Genomic DNA, 19,709 nt, shown 5'->3' on the forward strand with positions numbered 1-19,709 from the left:
GGCCGATGTCTGCGCCGAACTGGACCGCATGGCCGCCCTTGAATCTACCGCCCGCAGCGGCCCATTGCTGCAATAAAGCCAGGCATTCCGCCAGCACCACACCGGTCCCCGGGCACAAATATCAGCCCCGCTGGCGGGCACAGATACCCAATTGGTTTGGCAGCAGCGTCCAGCACCAAGGCACAATCAGGGGATGAACATTGTGATCCTCGACGACTACCAAGATGCCGTGCGCAAACTCGACTGCGCAACCAAGCTGGAACCCTACGCAGCCAAGGTCTATACCAACACCGTCAAGGGCCTGGGCCAGTTGTCGGTGCGACTCAAGGATGCCGACATCATCGTGCTGATCCGGGAGCGCACCCAGCTCAACCGCGCGGTGATCGAAAAGCTGCCCCGCCTCAAAATGATTGCCCAAACCGGGCGTATCGGTGCCCATGTGGATGTCACCGCCTGCACCGAACGCGGCATTGCCGTGGCCGAGGGTGTGGGCTCGCCCACCGCCCCGGCCGAGCTGACCTGGGCGCTGATCATGGCCTCGACACGGCGGCTGCCCCAGTACATCAGCAACCTCAAGCACGGGGTCTGGCAACAGTCGGGTATGAAGACCGCATCTATGCCGCCCAACTTCGGCATGGGCACTGTGCTCAAGGGTAAGACCATGGGCATTTGGGGCTATGGCCGCATTGGCCAGATCGTCACCACCTACGCGCGCGCCTTCGGTATGAAGGTGCTGGTCTGGGGCCGCGAAACCTCGCGCACCCGGGCCCTGGCCGACGGGGTGGAAGTGGTGGACAGCAAGGAGGCCTTGTTTGCCCAGTCAGACGTGCTGTCGCTGCACCTGCGGCTGAACGAGGAGACCCGGGGCATCGTCACCCTGGAAGATCTGTCCCGCATGAAGCCCACGTCGCTGCTTGTCAACACCTCACGGGCCGAGTTGATCGAGCCCGACGCGCTGCTGGCCGGCCTGAACCGGGGCCATCCCGGCATGGCGGCGATTGACGTGTTTGAAAGTGAGCCGATTTTGCAAGGCCACGCCTTGCTGCGGCTGGAGAACTGCATCTGCACCCCGCACATCGGCTATGTGGAGCAAAACAGCTACGAGCTGTACTTCAATGCGGCGTTTGACAACGTGCTGAACTTCATCAAGGGCACGCCGACCAACATCATCAATCCTGGTGCTTTGCAGGTACGGCGTTAAACCCAGAGAGCCCATTGTTCTCAAATTTAAAATAATTTGAGAGCAGCTTACGCAGATTAAGCAAGCAAAAACGGCCAAAAAACCTATGGCTTTTTGGCCGTTTTTTATGGTTTTTACTAGATCAATTCTTCTTCGGCGAAATCTTGGCCTCAACGCTGGGGTCGAACAGGTCAAACTCCAGCATATTGCTGTCGATGGTGGGAGCTACGGGTGGAACCGGCGCAGGTGCCACCACCGGGCCAGGCGCACCTAGATCCAGATCCAGGTCAAAGTCCAGATCCAGGGCGGCAGGAGCCGGTGGAATAGCGGCTGACACGGCAGGCAGTTCTTGCATCGCCATCAATTCGGAATTCGAGAAATCCAGGTTCAGGTCCAGATCCAAGTCCAGCGGTGGACGGTGCGATGGCGCCAAAGGCTCGGGGTGGGTGTCCTGCGCCTCCAGGGGGGCCATCTCCGACATCAACAGCATCGGTTGGGTGAACGAGGTCTCGCGCGGGGCCGAGGCTTCCAGGGGGGCGGGTTTGGATACGTCCAGCTCCAGCTCTTGTGGGCGGCTGGCGCGCCCGGCACGGGCCTTGGGCATGGCATCGTGCAAGGAGCCGTCTGCCTGGCGAACCGTGCCCTGGGCCATGGCATAGAGCAGCAGAAGTTCACGGTAGGCGGCCAGGTCGAAGGGCTTGCCCGCACCGGCGGAGGTATCGCAGAACAGGCAGGCTTCGATGAAGTCCAACACCTTGGGCGTACCCCATTGGCTTTCAATGCTGCGCAGCACTGCTGGGTAGCCTTCCAGCGGCTGACCTTCTTGGGTAAACGCCGGAAAGTCGGGTATTTGGCTGTTGAAGATGCGGTTGAACGCTTCCCGCTGTTGCTGGTATTCCGCTTGGCGACCCAGCGTGTGGTAAATCTTGAGCAGCTCCAGATAGGCCAAGGGGCTGACATCGGCGCTTTCGTGGATGCTCTTTTTCAGCACATCGATGGCCTGGTCGTACTGGCCCAGCGAGACAAAGAAGTCGGCATGCTGTTGCACGTCCAGAAAATCTTCTGGGTAGATGCTGCGAGCTGGTGTCGCAGTGACACCGGAACGGGCCACAGGCGCGAGCGGCTTAGTGGGCATGGTCGCCGCCGTCAGCTTCTTCAGGTCGTCAAACAGCGACTCGTCTACGTCGGCATCGTGGTTGGGGCCCGGCAAGGTGTTGGGTGGCAACTGCGATGCCAACGATGCCGGGCGGCTCATGGACGAGGCGCGGCCCAGCTCTTCGGCACTGGGTTCCCCATGGTGCGACCAGTCGGTGGAGGCCGTGGCGATGCGCTGGCGGGCGCGGTTCCAGAAGAAAGCGGCAGCGGCAATCGCGGCCAACAACAAGCCCAGCAGGCTGTACACAAAGCTTTCGTCGTAGCGGTTGCTCTCCAGCTTGTCCAGACGCAGTTTGAAGTCGGCTTCGTTCTTGGCCAGCAGGGCTTTCAGGGTCTTGGACTCGGCCTCCAAGGTCAGCAAACGCTGCTTTTCCTGGGGATTTTCGACCGGCAGGTTGTTCAGCTCACGCCAAGCGGCAGCGGCGGCTTCGCGTTTTTGCGGGTCGTCGGTGGGGGCCAGCACCAGATCACTGGCGGGTTTGAGCTGGACCAGGCGTTCGTCGGGTGTCTCGGGCGACTCCAGCTTCAAACGGGGTTTGTTATCGGGAGCCTCGGCCTTGGTTTCGACCTTGGGCTCCGCCTTGGTGGTCACGGGCTTCGGTGCGACCACGGTTTCTTTGGCCACAATGGGCTTAGACACCGGTACCGGCCGGGGTGCGCGTACCACCGGCACGGGGTTGACCGCGCTGCGGATAGGTGCAGTACGGGGTGCCGCCACGGGCGCTGTAGCCGGGGTGGCCATGGGCGCATCGGTGGCAGACGACGGGGCCGCAGTTTGTGCAGTGACGGTTGCCGGAATGATGGTGGGCACGGCCGACGCATGTGTTTCCACAGGGAAGTCGGTTAAAAAATCGTAACGGCGCGAGGCTTTCTGGCCGCAGATGGAACGCAGCACCACCCCCACCACAGGCTCATCCACCACGGCAGAGGAGCGAATCCGCACCACGGCATCCTGCCCTTGCGTACCGCCCACCACAATGACCCGCACACGGTTGGGTGCCACCTGGCCATCTCCATGAAAAACGTCGGCTTCAAAACAGGCAGTGCCCGCGTCATCGGAGGAATCGAGACGGACGTCCACGGCCAAGTCGAGAGGCTGGCCCAACACCACCGCGCCCCTGGCACGTCCAAGTGACAAGGCTGAGCTACCAAATGCGGCTACCAACAGGGTGGAGCCAAGGAGGGTGTTGCGTAGTTTCACTGCAATTTTTTACGTTTGAAGGGGATTCAGACACACCATACCATTGGATTTCAGCATGTGATCAATTAAACAGCGGCAATTATCGGGCCATCTGCGGGGATTGTGGGTGGGAAGACACAGGCCGGGAACACGCAGGCATGAGCCCGGCCAGACACCCAGGTGACATATTTTGTGTGTTTTTGCGTCACCTGCGTGACCATGGCATGACAATGCGCGGTTAACCAGCCTTACCAGAGACAGCCCATGGACGAACCCATCCTGACGATTGAAGAACGCGCGGCCATCAATTCTGGGCATTGGTTTGCATCCCTTTCGCCGTCGTTGCGGCACGACATCTTGCGCTGCGCCTACGTCAAACGCTACCAGGACAACGGGCTGATTGCCGCCCGCGGCGAGCCGCCCGAGGAATGGGTGGCCTGCGCCAAGGGCGCAGTACGGGTGAGTTCCACCTCGCTCTCGGGCAAGCAAATTACCCTGACTTATATGGAGCCCGGCACCTGGTTTGGCGATATAGCCATATTTGATGGCGATCGCCGCACCCACGATGCCTACGCCCATGGCGAAACCACCTTGCTGTGCGTGGCCAAGGCCGACTTCAAAAAGATACTCGCCACACACACCGAGCTGTACGAGGCCATGCTGCGCCTGCAAGCCCGGCGCATCCGCCAACTGTTTGGCTTGGTGGAAGACCTGAACACCCTGCCCTTGCGGGCCCGGCTGGCCAAGCAACTGCTGCATTTGGCGCGCAGCTACGGCATTCCCAACCTGGCCAACGCCAACGAGATCCGCATCAGCTTGCAACTGGCGCAGGAAGAGCTGGCCCAGCTGCTAGGTGCCTCGCGCCAGCGGGTCAACCAGGAGCTCAAGGCCATGGAGCGCGACGATGTGATTGCCATCGAAACCGCCGGCCTGATGATCCGCGACCGCACGGCGCTGCTGCGCATCGTGGACGCGGACCACTGAGCACGACGTTACTCAGCCCTTGTCCAGCGACTGGGCCGACACACAGGCCTGGGTAAACACTGCTACCGCGTGCCGCAGCGTGGGTACGTCGGGCTGCGGGTACTCCATGCGCAAGTACACCCGGCCCCGCTGCACTTGCAGAATGAACGGTGTGGCCTGCTGCACCGCACTGTTCGGCCAGGCCTGCAGCAGATCCATCAGGGGCCCGTCCAACCACTGCTGTGCCTGGGCGCGGTTGTCGGCTACCAGGGCGTAGTGGTCCCAAAACGCCAATGGTGCGGTGTTCCAGCCGACCTGGTCGTATAGCGCCAGCCAGCGGGCTTCTTCGGGTAAATCCACGTCCACCGTGGTTTGCACGCCGTGGGTGGCCTGCTCGTAGACGCGCTTTTCCAGCGATTCCTTGAGCGGGCGGTTGATCAGCATGATCGCCAGATTCTCGGGCAGGCCCAGTTCGGCCCGGGCGCGCAGTTCGGCTCCGACGATAAAGTCCCAGCCCGCCGGGCTCTGCTCCATTCGCCAAGGAAGACCGCCCACGGTACCGATCAGGGCAAAGCCTGTACCGTCGGCCAGCCGGTCAAACTCCAGCCCATGTGCACCGGCCCAACCGCTGACAGCTTCCAGATCGGCAGAGTTGAGCCCGGGGCCCATCGCCCGCCCGATCCAGTTTTTGATGCGCTTGAGCATGCGCGCCTGCTTTCTTTTGTGGAGCTGCCGTGTACAGCAGCCCAAACTGCGCAAGGGCAGTTGCTACAAAATATATAGCTACCCGCGCATGTTAAATATGCGCTAGAGGCCGATTTAATGCCTAAAATAACCCGTAAAACAGGGTTGCGCTGTGGTCTACCCAACAGGGATCGAACCTGTGACCCTCAGCTTAGAAGGCTGATGCTCTATCCAACTGAGCTATGGGTAGCAAACTTAAGATTCTAACCTTACGGTCTGCGGACCTGCCCTTTTGAAAACTGTCCTATGCGCACCCTCCACGCCAACATCCTGACCCCCAGCGGCTTCGTCACCGGGGACATCGCCTTCAACGCTGAAGGCCGCATTGCCCACATCACCGGCAACCCCGCCCCCACCGCCAGCGTGCGCGATGCAGGCCTGCCCTTGGTGCTGCCCGGCTTCATCGACCTGCACGTGCACGGCGGTGCGGGCCACGACATCATGGAAGGCGGCGATGCCGTGCAGCACGTGACCCGGCTGCACGCCCGGCACGGCACTACCGCGCTGCTGGCCACCACCATGACCGCGCCGATGGCCGACCTGGAAGCCGCGTTCAGCGTGCTGGGTGCCGTATGCCAACAGCGCCCGGCGGGGGCGGCCCGCGTGCTGGGTGTGCACCTGGAAGGCCCGTATATCAGCGAGGCCAAGCTGGGCGCGCAGCCACCGTTTGCCCGGCCCGTGAGCCATACAGAAATCCACCAGTTGCACGCGCTGGCCCCGATCCGCCTGATCACCCTGGCCCCCGAAGTGGGCGGCAACCTGGACATGGTGGCCCAACTGTGTGCCGACGGCTACAAGGTGCAGCTGGGCCACACCACCGGCAGCTACGAAGACGGCGTGGCCGCGCTGCAGCAGGGCGCCACCGGCTTCACCCACTTGTTCAACGCCATGTCGGCCCTGCACCACCGCGAGCCGGGCATGGTGGGCGCAGCGCTGGCGCATGCCCGCTTTGCCGAAATCATTCCCGATCTGCTGCACGTGCACCCCGGTGCCATCCGCGCCGCGCTGCGCGCCATCCCCTGCCTGTACTGCGTGACCGATTCGACCTCGGCCGCGGGCATGCCCGACGGCGAATACACGCTGGGCCGCCACAAGGTGTTCAAGTGCCTGGGCGGCGTGCGGCTGGAAGACGGCACCCTGGCCGGGTCCTCGCTGGCCATGGACCAAGCCCTGCGCAACCTGGTGGACAGCGTGGGCCTGGACCTGGCGGACGCGTCCAACCGCGTCTCGCGCTTCGCCGCCGAACACCTGGGCCTCACCGACCGGGGCCAGCTGGTGCCCGGTGCCTGGGCCGATGTGGTGATGCTGGACCGCGACCTGGCCTTGCAGGCGGTCTACGTGGAAGGCGAGGCCGTCCCTCTTTAGTCCACCGTCTGGGCGACGGCGGGCAGCAGCACGGTCACCACCAGCCCGCATTCGGCATGGTTATGCAGCCGGATTTCGCCGCCATGCGCCTGGATGATGTTGCGGGCAATGCCCAGGCCCAGGCCGGTGCCAGTGCGGTTGTTCTGCTGGCCGTGGCCCAGGCGCACATGCGGTTCGAAGGCCGCCGACATCGATGCCTGCGCAATGCCGGGGCCGAAGTCGCGCACCTCCACCACCGCCAGCGCGCCCCGGTCGCTCAGGCGCAACTGCACCCGCTCGCCGTACAGCACGGCGTTGTCAAGCAGGTTGCTCAACGCCCGCTCCAGCGCCAGCGGCTTACCCTGCACACTCACCGGTTCGGACACAAATTCGATGCTGGCGTTGGGGTGGATGGGCCGCTTGGCCAGCCGCGCCAGCAGGGTGTCCAGCCGCACCGGGGTCAGATTCTCGTGGATGTCGGTGTCTTTGACACTTTGCAGCGCGGCCTTGACCATCACGTCCAGGTCGTCCAGGTCTTCGTGGAAGTCGGCCTGCAGGGCTTCATCGTCCAGCAACTCGGTGCGCAGCTTGAGCCGCATGATGGGTGTTTTCAGCCCATGCGAGATGCCCAGAAACAGCCGCTCGCGGTCCACAAGATAGCGCTGGATACGGGCCTGCATCTCGTTGAAGGCGCGGGCCGTGCGGCGCAGCTCGGCGGTGCCGGTTTCGGGCACGGGTTCGGGCGCGCTGTCGCTGCCAAAGGCGTTGGCCGCCGAGGCAATGCGGTTCAGCGGCCGGATCAGCCCACGCACCAGCAGCACTGCCAGCAACAGCACCGTCAGCAGCGTCACCAGTTGCAGCGCCACGCGGTCCAGGGTCAGCGGATTGGCGTTGTCCAAAAAATACGGGTCGGGCATGGGCGCGGCCAGGTACAGCCAGCGCCCGGGCTCAAATTCGGACTGGATCACCAGCACCGGCGCAGGGCGCGGGCGCAGCAGCAAGGTGGCTTCAACCCAGGACTCGGGCAGGTCGTTCACCGTGCGGCCATCGTCCGACACCCGAAGGCCATCGGGCCAGGCAAAGGCCACGTCCGGGGCCTGGGCCGGGTGCAGATTGGCCACCAGGTCGTCGCGCACCACGGTCACCACCGAGTCCACCAGGGCGTTGCCGCTCAGCGGGGTGATGGGCACGCGCTCGCGGTTCACGTTGACAAAAAACCGCGTGCCGCCCATGGTGCGCAGCTGCTCGATCAGGATGGGCCGGTATTTGGGCGGCAGGTCGCGAAAAAAGCGCAGCGTACCCGCCGCATTCACCGCCAGGTGGTGGGCCGCGCCCAGGGCCTCGGTACGCGCACTTTCGCGCAGTTGGCGGGCCCACAGCAAGGTGCCCACCAGCTGCGCACTGACCACGCCCAGCGCCATCACCAGCACGATGCGGCCCAGCAGGCTGTCGGGCAGCCAGCGCCATATCCCGGATGGTTTAGGCATCGCTGGCTACCACATCGGCAGAGAAAACATAGCCGCTGCCGCGCACAGTCTTGATCAGCAGCGGCTGCTTGCCGTCGTCGCTCAGGCGCTGGCGCAGGCGGCTGACCTGCACGTCCAGCGATCGGTCCAGCGGCCCCAGGTCGCGGCCCCGGGTTTGCTCCATCAGGCGGCCCCGGTCCAGGGTTTCGCCCGCGTGCTCGGCCAGAAAGCGAAGCAGGTTGAAGTCCATGCTGGTCAGCACCACCAAGGCCCCGGTTGCGTCGCTCAGTTGGCGCTCCAGCAGGTCCATGGTGAAACCGGCAAAGCGCAGGTAGCGCACCGCTGCTGCGCCACCGCCCAACTGCATGCGGCGGTGGATGGCCTTGATGCGGGCCAGCAGCTCGCGCGGGTTGTAGGGCTTGGCGATGTAGTCGTCGGCCCCCAGCTCCAGGCCAACGATGCGGTCGGTGTCGTCGGCGCTGGCGGTCAGCATGATGATGGTCACGGGCGACTGGCGGCGTACGGTCTGGCACAGGGTGAAGCCGTCGGTGTCGGGCAGCATCACGTCCAGAATCACCAGGCTGAGCAGGTCGCGAAAGCGCTCGAACTCGGCCAGAAAACTGGCCCCGTCGTGTGCCACGCGTACCTCGTACTGGTGTTTCTCCAGGTAGGTTTTAAGCAGGTTGCGGGTTTTTTGGTCGTCGTCAACGACCAGGATGATGCGGTTCATAAATTTACGGTGCGTTGCTGGGGGCGCGGATCACGGCGGCCAGGCGGCGCTGCGCCTCGGCGGGCTCCATGCGCGGGTCGGTCAGGTAGCGCCACAGGGTTTGGGCCACCGCGTCCTTGATGGATTCGTCGGCCGCCATGCGGTGGGCCAGGCTGGGTACGCGGGCGGTGCGCGGGTCGGCAAAGCTGGCCCAGGAGTCGCGGGCGCAACTGTCCAGGCTGGCCACGTCGATATCGCGCTGCACCGGCACCGAACCTTTGATGCGGTTGTAGGCCAACTGGGTGGATGCATTGAACACCAGCTCGGCCACCTTCTCCTGCGTGGCATCGCGGTGGTGGCCATTGGCCAGCATGGCCAGGGTGTCGATACTGTAGAGGTGGGTATTTTCGGTGCCGGGCAGCACCACGCAGCCAAAGTCTTTGCTGGGGCTGGCCCCCCAGGCGATCAGCTCGCCCTTGGCCCAGTCGCCCATCACCAGCATGGCCGCTTTGCCCGCCAGCAGCTCGCGGGCGGCATCGGTCCAGGCCTGTTCGCGCGGCGGCTCCCCGTTGATGCTGCGCAGCCAGCGCAACCGGGTCAGGGCACGCTCCACCCGCGGGTCCAGCCAGGCGCTACTCTTGCGCTGCACGATCAGCTCGCGGTATAGCGCCGGGCCGGCATCGCTGAGCAGCACCGCCTCGAACACCGTGGCGATCTGCCAGGGCTCGTCGCTCCAGGCCAGCGGCTGGATGCCCTGCGCCGCCAGCTTGTGCACCGCCACTTCAAATTCTGCCCAGCTGGAGGGCGGCGGCAGGCCGATGCGGGCAAACAGGCGGCGGTTGTACAGCAAGGTGTTGATGCGGTGGATGCCCAGCGGCGCGGCAATCACCATGCCGTTGTAGCTGACCAGGTCCATCACGGTAGGAAACAGGGTTTGCGCCCAGCGCTGGCGGCTGGCCACGGCGTTCAGTGGCAGCACCAGGCCCACATCGGCCCATTCGGTCAGGGTGGTGCCTATGAGTTGCGCCACATCGGGCGAGTCACCCATCAGCACCCGGCTCTTGAGCACCTTGACCGCCGCCATGCCACCACCACCGGGAATGGCCGCGTCGCGCCACTGCACGCCGTTGGCCGCCAGGATGCTGCTGAGCTGGTTGGCGGCGCGGCGTTCGCTGGCAGAGGTCAGCCAGTGCAGCACATCTACTGGCTGGGCCGGTGTTTGTGCCCAGCCCGGCAGCGCCAGCACGGCCCAACCCAGTAACAAGACGGCAAGAGCTTTCATTTCCTATCGAAATGTAATGTTATCTATCACGGCCCCACAAGCGGCCCCAGCGCCTGCCCACGTGCCGCATCCGCAACGTAATGAAACGTAATGCGGGCTTGCCGGAGCTAGAGTTAAGTTCAACAAAATCAATCACTTAGAAGATTCAACCGACCCAACGGGGGTGGTTTGATATTACAGGTGGCACAGCATAACCTCCGGCCCATTGAAGGCCACTACATCCCGTTCTGGATTCAACCCACCCCCAGAAGACCCACGTCCATGCGCATCCCATTCCACCTCACGGCCACCGCCCTTGCCCTGGTTTGCAGCGGCTTTGCCCACGCGGGCAACCTCACCATTGAAAGCTGGCGGGTGGACGACAAATCCCTGTGGGAAGAGGTTTTGTTGCCCGCCTTCAACAAGACCAACCCCGGCATCACCGTCAAGTTCTCGCCCACCTCGCCGCCCGAATACGACTCGGCCCTGAACACCCGCCTGACCGCGGGCACCGCAGGCGACCTGATCACCTGCCGCCCCTTCGATGTGTCGCTGGACCTGGCCAAAAAGGGCTACCTGGAAAAGCTCAACGGCATTCCGGGCCTGAAAAACTTCCCCGAATCGGCCCAGGTGGCTTGGCAATCGGATGACGGCAAAAGCACCCACTGCATGCCCATGGCCTCGGTGATCCACGGCTTTTTCTACAACAAGAAAATCTTTGCCGACCTGGGCCTGGCCGTGCCGGTGACCGAGGCCGACTTCTTCGCCGCGCTGGAGAAAATCAAGGCCGCCGGCAAAGCAACCCCGCTGGCGCTGGGCACCGCCGACCAGTGGGAAACCAACCAGATCATCTTCACCGGCATCGGTCCCAACCACTGGAAGGGCGAAGAAGGCCGCAAGGGCCTGATCAGCGGCAAGCAAAAGTTCACCGACCCGGCCTTCGTCAGCACCTGGGAAACCATGGCCAAGTGGGCACCTTATATGTCCAAGGGCTACCAGGCGCAGACCTATGGCGATTCACAAAACCTGTTTGGTTCGGGCCGCGCGGCCATCTACCCGACCGGCTCGTGGGACATTTCGTACTTTGAGCAAAACAGCAAAGTTGATTTCGGCGCCTTCAAGCCGCCGGTGCAAAAAGCCGGTGATGCCTGCTACATCTCCGACCACACCGACATCGGCATGGGCATCAACAGCAAGAGCAAAAACAAGGCCGACGCGCAAACCTTCCTGACCTGGCTGGCCAGCAAGGAATTTGCCGACCTCTACACCAACAAGGCCACCGGCTTCTTCTCGCTGTCCAGCCACGCCATCGAGGTGAAGAACCCCGTGGCCAAGGAAATGATCAGCTGGCGCAGCCAGTGCAAAAGCACCATCCGCCTGAACGCGCAAATCATGAACCGCGGCACGCCCAGCATGGAAAACGAACTCTGGAACGTCAGCTCGCAGGTCATGAACCTGAAGATGGCCCCCAAGGATGCTGCGCAGCAAATCCAGGCCGGGTTTGCCAAGTGGTACGCCCCCGCCAAGTAAAGCAGCCTGCGGCAAGCCCTGCAGGCTTGCCGCCGCCTGACTGCAACCACGAAGGTTCACGATGAAACAAGGTTTTTCCTGGCGGGTGCTGGTGTTCATCACCCCTGCCTTGCTGGTCTACGCGGTGTTCAGCGCCCTGCCGCTGCTGGACACCCTGCGCCTAGGGCTGTACAGCACCGACGACACCGGCGTGCGCACGTTTTCCGGCCTGGCCAACTACACCACCATCCTGCACGACCCGCAGTGGTCGGCCAGCTTCTGGAACGCGATGCTGAACAACCTGAAGTTCTTCGGCATCCACATGCTGGCGCAAAATCCCATGGGCCTGCTGCTGGCGGCCCTGCTGTCGCTGCGCAACGTGCGCTTTGCGGCGGTCTACCGCACCGTATTCTTTCTGCCCACGCTTTTATCGGTGGTGATCGTGGGCTTTGTCTGGCAACTGATTCTGTCGCCCTTGTGGGGCGTGTCCGAGCGCATCATGGGCTGGGTTGGGCTGGAGAGCTGGTTCGCGCCCTGGCTGGGATTGGAATCGTCGGCTCTGATCACCTTGTCGCTGATGTCGGTATGGCAGTACGTGGGCATTCCGATGATGCTGATCTACGCCGCGATGATTGCCATCCCCGAGGACGTTATCGAAGCCGCCGTTGTCGAAGGTGCCTCGCCCTGGCGCATCTTCTGGCAGATCCGCCTGCCGCTGATCTTACCCACCCTGGGCCTGGTCACCATCCTGACCTTCGTGGCCAATTTCAACGCCTTTGACCTGATCTACACCGTCAAGGGCGGGCTGGCCGGGCCCAACTACAGCACCGATATTTTGGGCACGCTGTTCTACCGCACCTTCTTCGGCTACCAGTCGCAGGTAGCCAGCCCGACCATGGGCGCGGCGGTGGCCACGCTGATGTTTCTGGTGATCCTGCTGGGTGTCGCCGCCTACTTTCTGCTGGTGCAGCGCCGCCTGCAACGCTTTGCCCTGTGAGCACATGATGGCCAAATCTCTCCCCAAACTCACGCCCAGCCGCCTGTTTGTGCACGCCGCCCTGCTGGGCTATCTGGTGCTGGCCATGGCACCCATCCTGCTGGTATTTATGAACTCGTTCAAGGAGCGCGGCGCGATCTTTGACGACCCGCTGGCCTGGCCCACGCCCGAGACTTTCTCGATGGTCGGTTACCACAAGGTTTTGGGCCGCTCCGACGTGTGGCTGTACTTTGGCAACAGCTTCACCGTGACCGTGGCCTCGCTATTCTTCATCTTGCTGTTTGGCGCGATGGCCGCCTGGGCGCTGTCGGAATACAAGTTCAACGGCAACCGCTGGCTCAAGCTGTTCTTTGCCTTTGGCATCATGGTGCCGATCCGGCTGGGTACGGTGTCGATTCTGCAGATCATGGTGAGCCTGGGGTTGGTCAACACCCTCACCGCGCTGGTGCTGGTGTACGTGGCCCAGGGCCTGCCGCTGGCCATCATGATCTTGTCGGAATTCATGGGCCAGGTGCCCAGCGAGCTGAAAGACGCTGCGCGCTGCGACGGCATCGACGAGTTCCGCATCTTCTTCCAGGTGGTGGTGCCGCTGATCCGCCCGGCCATTGCCACAGTGGCCGTGTTCACCATGGTGCCAATCTGGAACGACCTGTGGTTTCCGCTGATTTTGGCGCCGTCGGAAAAGACCCAGACCATCACCCTGGGCATCCAGCAGTTTGTGGGCCAGTACGCCACCGACTGGAACGCCGTGCTGGCCGCTCTGGCCCTGGCCATCATCCCCGTGGTTGTGCTCTACGCCCTGTTCTCACGCCAACTGATCCGCGGCATTACCGCCGGTGCAGTGAAGTAACCCGTCAAAAATCATGGCAAAAGTATCCCTCCAAAACATCTCCAAATCCTTTGGTAACACGCCTGTACTGCAAGATGTCAGCCTGGAAATCGAGCACGGCGAACTGGTCGTGCTGGTCGGCCCCAGCGGCTGCGGCAAGTCCACCCTGCTGAGGGTGCTGTGCGGGCTAGAGAGCATCGACAGCGGCACGCTGCGCATCGGCGACGACGTGGTCAACGGCATGCCCCCGGCCGAGCGCGGCATCGCCATGGTGTTCCAAAGCTATGCGCTGTACCCGCACATGACGGTCTACCGCAACATGGCCTTCGGCCTGAAGATCCACGGTGCCGACAAGGCCGAGATCGAACGCCGCGTGGTGGATGCCGCTAAGGTGCTGCACATCGACCACCTGCTGGAGCGCCTGCCGCGCGAACTCTCTGGCGGCCAGCGCCAGCGCGTGGCGATTGGCCGCGCCATCGTGCGCGAACCCCGGCTGTTTTTGTTCGACGAACCCCTGTCCAACCTGGACGCAGCCCTGCGTGCCAAAACCCGCATCGAGCTGGCCCGCCTGCACCGCGACCTGGCCGCCACCATGGTTTACGTAACGCACGACCAGATCGAGGCCATGACGCTGGGCGACAAGATCGTGGTGCTGCACGAAGGCCGGGTGCAACAGGCGGGCACACCGCTTACCCTGTACCAGCAGCCCGCCAACCGCTTTGTGGCCACCTTCATTGGCTCGCCCACCATCAACCTGCTGCCTGCGCGGGTGGTTGAACTGGCCGAGCACGGCGTGCGCGTGCAGCTGGGCAACGGCTGCAAATTCTTGGCTACCGTGGACCCTAGGGGCCTGCAGGTCGGCGAATCGGTCGAGGTAGGCCTGCGCCCCGAGCACTGCGAAGTGCTCACCGGCGGCCGTGCCCCGCGCGAGGACGATGCCGCGCTGGATGCCGAAATCACCCTGGTCGAACACCTGGGCGAATCGAATCTGCTGTACCTGAAGACCGACGACGGCCAGGAGCTCATCGTGCGCGGTGACGGCAATGCCGCCGTGCGCCTGGGCGACTCGGTAATCATCCGCGCCGTGCCCGAGGCGATGTACCTGTTCCGTGCCGACGGCAGCGCCTGCCCGCGCCTGCGCCCCGGCAATATGCGATCGGCCCACGCACTATGACGCGGCCCAAAGACATCCTGTACCAGGTCGCCATTGACGGCGGCGGCACCAGCACCCGCGCCCGTATCACCCTGGCCGATGGCCGCGTGCTGGGCGAAGGTCAAGCCGGAGCCTCGGGTTTGATGCAAGGCATTCCACAAGCCTGGCGCCATATTCAACACGCTATCGACCGCGCGGTACAGGCCAGCGCGCTGGACGGGCAACCACCGCCCAACGTACACAACTGCGCCCTGGGCATCGGCATCGCAGGCTACAACCACGCCGCCTGGCGGGCCGCGTTTTTGGCCGCCAATCCGGGCTACACCCGCTTGGCGGTGGACACCGATGCCTTCACCGCTTTGCTCGGCGCCCACCGGGGCCAGCCCGGTGCGCTGGTGGTTGCAGGCACCGGCACGGTGGCACTGGCCCTGCATGCCGACGGCAGCCGCACGGCAGCGGGCGGCTGGGGCTTTCCGTCGGGGGACGAAGGCGGTGGTGCGGTACTCGGTCTGCGGGCCGTCAACCTGGCGCAGCGCGCGGCGGACGGCAGGCGCGCACCCAGCCCGCTGACCCTGGCAGTGCAGCAAGCGGTGGGGCATGCGGAAAGTGCCCTGCTCGCCTGGTGCTGCAAAGCCAACCAAAGCGATTTCGCCCGCCTCGCACCTTTGGTGTTTGACTGCGAAGCGCACGACCCTGCCGCTGCCCAGCTGCTGTTGGACGCCGTGCACGACATCGAGCAGTTGGCCCTGGCCGTAGACCCCGGCCACGCCCTGCCCCTGGTTCTGCGCGGCAGCATCGCCCAGCGCCTGTCCAGCCGCCTGTCCTCCTTCCTCCAGGCCTGTCTGGTCACGCCCCAGGGCGATGCACTCGACGGCGCCTTGCAACTCGATTTTTCTCCCAGGAGCTCCGTTTGAAAACCCATATGTACCTGGAGGCCGTCTCGTCGCCCCAGCACGTCCAGCTGCAACTCGCCACCGACCAGGACCGCTACGCCGCCCTCGGTGCCGCCTTGCGCGCCCGCCCACCGCGCGGCACCGTCACCATCGCCCGCGGCAGCTCGGACCATGCCGCCGCCTACATGGCTTACCTCATCATGGCGCGCAGCGGCCAACTGGTGACATCGCTGCCCATGTCGCTGCTGACCCTGTACCAGGCCCCGCTGCCGCTGGCCCACATGCTGGCCATCTCGGTGTCGCAGTCAGGCCGCAGCCCGGATCTGGTCGAGCCCATGCAGCGCTTCCAGCAGGCCGGGGCCACCACGGTAGCTTTGGTCAACGATGCCGCCTCGCCGCTGGCTGCCGCCGTGGGCTGGACCCTGCCCCTGCACGCCGGCCCCGAGCACAGCGTGGCCGCCACCAAAAGCTTCATCTGCAGCCTGGTCGCCGGTGCCCGCTTGGCGGCAAGCTGGGCTGACAACACCGACTTCATCGCCCGCCTGGCCGACCTGCCCGCCGCGCTGGACCAGGCCTGCCAGCAAGACTGGTCGGCTGCCATCGCCCCGCTGCTGCCGGCCGAGCGCCTGATGGTCATTGGCCGGGGCCCTGGCTTGGCAGTGGCGTTTGAAGCGGCCCTGAAGTTCAAGGAAACCTGCGCCATCCAGGCCGAGGCCTTCAGCGGTGCCGAAGTGCAGCACGGCCCCATGGCCCTGGTGGATGAGGCCTACCCCATGCTGATCTTCGCTCCGCGCGGCCTGGCCCAGCCCGGCTTGGTGGCCCTGGCCGCCGCCATGCGCCAGCGCGGTGCCCATGTGCTGCTGGCCGCCCCCGCCAACGTGCCCAGCCGCGACCTGACCCTGGCCACCGCACCGCACGAAGACCTGGACCCCATCACCGCCATCCAAAGCTTCTACCTGCTGGTGGAAGCCGTGGCCCGCGCCCGCGGCCAGGACCCGGACAAGCCGCGCCATTTGTCCAAGGTGACCAGCACGCGTTGAGCATGGGAGTGTGCAGAGTTTCTGCATTTTTACTATCAAATAAATAGCTTCTTGCGTAGGTAGCAACTACGCTAGAGGCTATTTTTACATCTAATTTTTATCGCTATTTTGATAGCACACACCACCAGGCTGCGCGCAAGCCGGGTGCGATCAAGGGATAACCCCCGGGCTCCCAGGCCGTTCTCCCGCCCATAATTCCCCCGCAAGTTGTACGACAACAGATAACAAATTTTATGCACCCCAAACACCCCCGACCTGTGCCCCGCCCATGAAGTACGCGCTCGACTTCAGCACCCTGCTGCCCTACTGGCCGGTGTTTGTGAACGGGGCGTGGCTGACTCTGAAAATGACGGCGGTGGCCGTGGTGGTGGGCGTGGCGGTGGGCACGCTGGTGGCGTTTGCCAAGCGCAGCAAGGTCCAGCCTTTGTCTGGCATTTGCTCCGCCTACATCGAGGTAGTGCGCAACACGCCGTTTCTGGTGCAAATTTTTCTGCTGTACTTTGGTCTGGCCAGTGTGGGCATCCGCATGCCGACCTTTGTGGCCGCGGTGCTGGCCATGGTGATCAACATCGCCGCCTACGCCGCCGAGATCATCCGCGCCGGGCTGGAATCGGTCCCCAAGGGGCAGATCGAGGCGGCCGAATGCCTGGGCTTGTCGAAGTGGCGCATTGGCTGGCACGTGATGCTGCAGCCGTCAATCGAAAAGGTCTACCCGGCGCTGACCAGCCAGTTTTTGCTGATGATGCAGGCATCGGCCATGGCCTCGCAGATCTCGGCCGAAGAGCTGACGGCGATTGCCAACACCGTGCAGTCCGATACCTTTCGTTCGCTAGAGACCTACATCGTGGTGGCAGCGCTGTACCTGGCGCTGTCGCTGGTGATCAAGCTGGTGACTGGGGTGCTGGGCGAGCTGGTCTTTCGCCGCCGCCGGGTGATCCGCCAGGCCGCCGCCCGCAACGCCAAAGTGGTAGCGGCATGATGGGCAGCTTTACCCTGACCCACCTGCAGTATCTGTTCACCTCCATTGGCTGGACGCTGGTGCTGTCGGCCGTGGCCTTTGTGCTGGGCAGCGTGGGCGGCTTTGGGGTGATGCTGGCGCGCATTTCGCCGCGCCGCTGGCTGCGCTGGCTGGCGCTGGGCTACATCGAATGCATCCAGGGCATTCCGCTGCTGATTTTGCTGTTCATCGTGTACTTCGGGCTGTCGGTGTACGGCTATTCGCTGCCGTCGCTGGTAGCGGCCGGTATCGCCATGATGGTCTACGTGAGTGCCTACCTGGGCGACATCTGGCGCGGCTGCATCGATGCCATGCCCAAGCCGCAGTGGGAGGCAGCCGAGTGCCTGGCTTTCAGCCGCTGGCAGACGCTGCGCCTGGTGATCATTCCGCAGGCGGTACGCCTGTCGCTGCCGCCCACCGTGGGCTTTTTGGTGCAGATCATCAAGATGACCTCGCTGGCCTCGGTGATCGGCTTTGTGGAGCTGACCCGCGCGGGCCAGATCATCAACAACTCGATCTTCCAACCGTTTCTGATCTTCACGATCGTGGGCGCGTTTTACTTTGCCCTGTGTTATCCGCTGTCGCGCTGGAGCAAAGCCATGGAGAAAAAACTGAATGTCGCCAATCGTTAAGCTGGACCAGGTCTACAAAAGCTTCGGCTCCAACCAAGTCCTCAAAGGCGTTTCCTTCGAAGTCGCCAAAGGCGAAATGATCGCCATCATCGGGGCCAGCGGCTCGGGCAAAAGCACGGCGCTGCGCTGCATCGACCGGCTGGAGGTCATCGACCAGGGCAGCATCGAAGTCTGCGGCATCCGCGTGGACAGCCCCACGGTGAACCTGAAGCAGCTGCGCCTGGAAGTGGGCATCGTGTTCCAGAGCTACAACCTGTTTCCGCACCTCACGGTGGAAGAGAACATCTTGCTGGCCCTGCGCCACGTCAAAAAGCTGCCACGCGCCGAGGCCCACGCGGTCGCGCTGCGCGTGCTGGCGCAGGTGGGCCTGCAAGAAAAGGCCGGGGCCTACCCCGAGCAGTTATCCGGCGGGCAGCAACAGCGCGTGGCGATTGCCCGCTCGCTGGCGATGTCGCCCAAGGTGATGCTGTTTGACGAAGTGACTTCGGCCCTGGACCCCCAGCTCACCGGCGAGGTGCTGCGTGTGATGGAAGACCTGGCCGCGGGCGGCATGACCATGCTGCTGGTGACACACGAAATGGCCTTCGCCAAGCGCGTGGCCGACCGCATCATCTACATGCACCACGGCAAGGTTTGGGAGGTGGGCGCAGGCGAGATGCTGGACGCACCCAAAACGCCCGAACTCAAAGCTTTTCTCGACAACGGCCTGTAAGCCTTTTTTCTATAACCACCCGGAGACAGACATGCACACCACTTACTTCACCCGCACCGCCATCGCCGCCGTGCTCCTCGCCTGCGGCAGCCACGCCGCCCTGGCCGACCAGTTCGACGACATCAAAAAGGCGGGCAAGGTGCGCGTGGCCATCGCCATCGGCACGCCGCTGTTCAGTTTTGCCGATGCGAATCTGCAGCCCACCGGCTCGGATGTCGACACCGCCACCGAACTCGCCAAAGACCTGGGCGTGAAGCTGGAAATCGTGCCCATCACCACCGCGGCCCGCATCCCCACGCTGCAAGCACAGCGCGCGGACCTGGTGATCTCCAGCCTGTCGATCACCGAAGAGCGCGCCAAGGTGGTGGACTTCTCCATCCCCTACTCGGCCATCACCATCATGGTCGGCGCGCCCAAAGACATGAAGATCGCCAGCTACGCCGACCTGGCCGGTAAACGCATCGGCCTGACCCGCGCCACCACCAACGACAACCTGACCACCAAGGATGCCAAGGGCGCAGAAATCATGCGCTACGAGGACGACGCCACGCTGATCACCTCGGTGGTCACCGGCCAGGTGGACATCTTCTCCAGCACTCCGTCCAACATGGGCGAGATCAACAAACGCAGCCCCGGAAAAAACTTCGAAATGAAGTTCGCCCAGCTCGACTCCGGCCTGGGCATCACCATGAACAAGGGCGAACCCAAGCTCAAGGAATGGGTCAACGCCTGGGTCAACACCAACATCAAGAGCGGCAAGCTCAACACCATCTACAAGAAATACCATGGCCGGGATCTGCCGACCGCAGTGGTGAAGCCCGTTTGATGGCGGGTTGAAAAACTCCTAAATCGATAGCTACTAGCGTAGGTAGTACCTGCGCTAGTAGCTATTTTTTTATATAAAAGGACGGTTGCTTGCACTGACCGCCCCCCTCCGTACGCGGC

18 protein-coding genes and 1 tRNA gene are annotated in these 19,709 nt (G+C 63.5%); 13 read left to right on the top strand and 6 right to left on the bottom strand.

Annotated elements, in window-relative coordinates; translation table 11 throughout:
• Positions 1 to 193 precede the first annotated feature (193 nt).
• Positions 194 to 1,201, top strand: coding sequence for a D-2-hydroxyacid dehydrogenase family protein (locus Q0T48_RS00755; protein ID WP_295951004.1), 1,008 nt, complete (start codon positions 194 to 196; stop codon positions 1,199 to 1,201).
• A gap of 121 nt (positions 1,202 to 1,322) precedes the next feature.
• Here the strand turns inward: Q0T48_RS00755 and Q0T48_RS00760 are convergent, their stop codons facing one another.
• The gene (locus Q0T48_RS00760; RefSeq protein WP_295951008.1) at positions 1,323 to 3,416 is read right to left on the bottom strand and encodes a hypothetical protein; all 2,094 of its coding nucleotides are present in this window, start codon (positions 3,414 to 3,416) and stop codon (positions 1,323 to 1,325) included.
• Positions 3,417 to 3,779: 363 nt separating this feature from the next.
• Between Q0T48_RS00760 and Q0T48_RS00765 the strand changes: the two genes are divergently transcribed.
• The gene (locus tag Q0T48_RS00765) at positions 3,780 to 4,499 is read left to right on the top strand and encodes a Crp/Fnr family transcriptional regulator (RefSeq protein WP_295951011.1); all 720 of its coding nucleotides are present in this window, start codon (positions 3,780 to 3,782) and stop codon (positions 4,497 to 4,499) included.
• A 12-nt stretch (positions 4,500 to 4,511) separates the two neighbouring features.
• Here the strand turns inward: Q0T48_RS00765 and Q0T48_RS00770 are convergent, their stop codons facing one another.
• Positions 4,512 to 5,183, bottom strand: a complete 672-nt coding sequence (locus Q0T48_RS00770) for a hypothetical protein (RefSeq protein WP_295951013.1) — start codon at positions 5,181 to 5,183, stop codon at positions 4,512 to 4,514.
• Positions 5,184 to 5,335: 152 nt separating this feature from the next.
• A tRNA-Arg gene (locus Q0T48_RS00775) sits at positions 5,336 to 5,412 on the bottom strand.
• 56 nt (positions 5,413 to 5,468) lie between these two features.
• Between Q0T48_RS00775 and nagA the strand changes: the two genes are divergently transcribed.
• Entirely contained in the window at positions 5,469 to 6,587 is a 1,119-nt protein-coding gene (nagA, locus tag Q0T48_RS00780; protein ID WP_295951016.1) for an N-acetylglucosamine-6-phosphate deacetylase, read from the top strand.
• On the opposite strand, the gene Q0T48_RS00785 is transcribed toward nagA, so the two are convergent.
• From Q0T48_RS00785 to Q0T48_RS00795, 3 genes are read right to left on the bottom strand one after another with little or no spacing between them, the layout of a single operon-like run.
• Complete coding sequence (locus Q0T48_RS00785) at positions 6,584 to 8,053, bottom strand: ATP-binding protein (RefSeq protein WP_295951018.1); 1,470 nt, start codon at positions 8,051 to 8,053, stop codon at positions 6,584 to 6,586. The two genes, nagA and Q0T48_RS00785, sit on opposite strands and share 4 nt — an antisense overlap.
• The gene (locus Q0T48_RS00790; protein ID WP_295951021.1) at positions 8,046 to 8,762 is read right to left on the bottom strand and encodes a response regulator transcription factor; all 717 of its coding nucleotides are present in this window, start codon (positions 8,760 to 8,762) and stop codon (positions 8,046 to 8,048) included. Before Q0T48_RS00790 ends, Q0T48_RS00785 begins: the two co-directional genes overlap by 8 nt.
• Positions 8,763 to 8,766: 4 nt before the next feature.
• Positions 8,767 to 10,023, bottom strand: a complete 1,257-nt coding sequence (locus tag Q0T48_RS00795; protein WP_295951024.1) for an ABC transporter substrate-binding protein — start codon at positions 10,021 to 10,023, stop codon at positions 8,767 to 8,769.
• Between the two features lie 261 nt (positions 10,024 to 10,284).
• Here Q0T48_RS00795 and Q0T48_RS00800 point away from each other — a divergent pair, with 261 nt between their 5' ends.
• From Q0T48_RS00800 to Q0T48_RS00845, 10 genes are all read left to right on the top strand, one after another.
• Positions 10,285 to 11,532 (top strand): ABC transporter substrate-binding protein, encoded by a 1,248-nt coding sequence (locus Q0T48_RS00800; RefSeq protein ID WP_295951027.1) that lies wholly within the window; start codon positions 10,285 to 10,287, stop codon positions 11,530 to 11,532.
• A 61-nt stretch (positions 11,533 to 11,593) separates the two neighbouring features.
• Positions 11,594 to 12,508: a sugar ABC transporter permease gene (locus tag Q0T48_RS00805; RefSeq protein WP_295951029.1), complete on the top strand. Its 915-nt coding sequence runs from the start codon at positions 11,594 to 11,596 to the stop codon at positions 12,506 to 12,508.
• Positions 12,509 to 12,515: 7 nt separating this feature from the next.
• Entirely contained in the window at positions 12,516 to 13,358 is an 843-nt protein-coding gene (locus tag Q0T48_RS00810; protein ID WP_295951033.1) for a carbohydrate ABC transporter permease, read from the top strand.
• A gap of 13 nt (positions 13,359 to 13,371) precedes the next feature.
• Positions 13,372 to 14,511 (top strand): sn-glycerol-3-phosphate ABC transporter ATP-binding protein UgpC, encoded by a 1,140-nt coding sequence (ugpC, locus tag Q0T48_RS00815; RefSeq protein WP_295951036.1) that lies wholly within the window; start codon positions 13,372 to 13,374, stop codon positions 14,509 to 14,511.
• Positions 14,508 to 15,404: a BadF/BadG/BcrA/BcrD ATPase family protein gene (locus tag Q0T48_RS00820; protein WP_295951039.1), complete on the top strand. Its 897-nt coding sequence runs from the start codon at positions 14,508 to 14,510 to the stop codon at positions 15,402 to 15,404. The genes ugpC and Q0T48_RS00820 overlap by 4 nt, the downstream gene beginning before the upstream one ends.
• 8 nt (positions 15,405 to 15,412) lie before the next feature.
• Positions 15,413 to 16,423 carry an SIS domain-containing protein gene (locus Q0T48_RS00825; protein ID WP_295951100.1) on the top strand — a complete coding sequence of 337 codons (1,011 nt, stop codon included), beginning with the start codon at positions 15,413 to 15,415 and terminating at the stop codon, positions 16,421 to 16,423.
• A 268-nt stretch (positions 16,424 to 16,691) separates the two neighbouring features.
• Positions 16,692 to 17,402, top strand: a complete 711-nt coding sequence (locus Q0T48_RS00830; protein WP_295951041.1) for an amino acid ABC transporter permease — start codon at positions 16,692 to 16,694, stop codon at positions 17,400 to 17,402.
• On the top strand, positions 17,399 to 18,052 hold the full coding sequence (locus Q0T48_RS00835) for an amino acid ABC transporter permease (protein ID WP_295951043.1): 654 nt from the start codon (positions 17,399 to 17,401) through the stop codon (positions 18,050 to 18,052). Before Q0T48_RS00830 ends, Q0T48_RS00835 begins: the two co-directional genes overlap by 4 nt.
• Positions 18,036 to 18,764 (top strand): amino acid ABC transporter ATP-binding protein, encoded by a 729-nt coding sequence (locus tag Q0T48_RS00840; RefSeq protein WP_295951045.1) that lies wholly within the window; start codon positions 18,036 to 18,038, stop codon positions 18,762 to 18,764. Before Q0T48_RS00835 ends, Q0T48_RS00840 begins: the two co-directional genes overlap by 17 nt.
• Before the next feature lie 31 nt (positions 18,765 to 18,795).
• Entirely contained in the window at positions 18,796 to 19,590 is a 795-nt protein-coding gene (locus Q0T48_RS00845; RefSeq protein ID WP_295951050.1) for a transporter substrate-binding domain-containing protein, read from the top strand.
• Positions 19,591 to 19,709: the final 119 nt, after the last annotated feature.

The sequence above is a fragment of the Rhodoferax sp. genome (genome assembly GCF_025354435.1).
Classification (GTDB): Bacteria; Pseudomonadota; Gammaproteobacteria; order Burkholderiales; family Burkholderiaceae_C; genus Rhodoferax_B.

Coding starts and splice junctions, on each gene's coding strand:
- Q0T48_RS00800 (WP_295951027.1), top strand. CDS start 10,285: ATGCGCATCCCATTCCACCTCACGGCCACCGCCCTTGCCCTGGTTTGC.
- ugpC (WP_295951036.1), top strand. CDS start 13,372: ATGGCAAAAGTATCCCTCCAAAACATCTCCAAATCCTTTGGTAACACG.
- Q0T48_RS00825 (WP_295951100.1), top strand. CDS start 15,413: ATGTACCTGGAGGCCGTCTCGTCGCCCCAGCACGTCCAGCTGCAACTC.
- Q0T48_RS00785 (WP_295951018.1), bottom strand. CDS start 8,053: ATGCCTAAACCATCCGGGATATGGCGCTGGCTGCCCGACAGCCTGCTG.
- Q0T48_RS00805 (WP_295951029.1), top strand. CDS start 11,594: ATGAAACAAGGTTTTTCCTGGCGGGTGCTGGTGTTCATCACCCCTGCC.
- Q0T48_RS00810 (WP_295951033.1), top strand. CDS start 12,516: ATGGCCAAATCTCTCCCCAAACTCACGCCCAGCCGCCTGTTTGTGCAC.
- Q0T48_RS00840 (WP_295951045.1), top strand. CDS start 18,036: ATGTCGCCAATCGTTAAGCTGGACCAGGTCTACAAAAGCTTCGGCTCC.
- Q0T48_RS00820 (WP_295951039.1), top strand. CDS start 14,508: ATGACGCGGCCCAAAGACATCCTGTACCAGGTCGCCATTGACGGCGGC.
- Q0T48_RS00795 (WP_295951024.1), bottom strand. CDS start 10,023: ATGAAAGCTCTTGCCGTCTTGTTACTGGGTTGGGCCGTGCTGGCGCTG.
- Q0T48_RS00845 (WP_295951050.1), top strand. CDS start 18,796: ATGCACACCACTTACTTCACCCGCACCGCCATCGCCGCCGTGCTCCTC.
- Q0T48_RS00755 (WP_295951004.1), top strand. CDS start 194: ATGAACATTGTGATCCTCGACGACTACCAAGATGCCGTGCGCAAACTC.
- Q0T48_RS00835 (WP_295951043.1), top strand. CDS start 17,399: ATGATGGGCAGCTTTACCCTGACCCACCTGCAGTATCTGTTCACCTCC.
- Q0T48_RS00765 (WP_295951011.1), top strand. CDS start 3,780: ATGGACGAACCCATCCTGACGATTGAAGAACGCGCGGCCATCAATTCT.
- Q0T48_RS00770 (WP_295951013.1), bottom strand. CDS start 5,183: ATGCTCAAGCGCATCAAAAACTGGATCGGGCGGGCGATGGGCCCCGGG.
- Q0T48_RS00790 (WP_295951021.1), bottom strand. CDS start 8,762: ATGAACCGCATCATCCTGGTCGTTGACGACGACCAAAAAACCCGCAAC.
- Q0T48_RS00830 (WP_295951041.1), top strand. CDS start 16,692: ATGAAGTACGCGCTCGACTTCAGCACCCTGCTGCCCTACTGGCCGGTG.
- nagA (WP_295951016.1), top strand. CDS start 5,469: ATGCGCACCCTCCACGCCAACATCCTGACCCCCAGCGGCTTCGTCACC.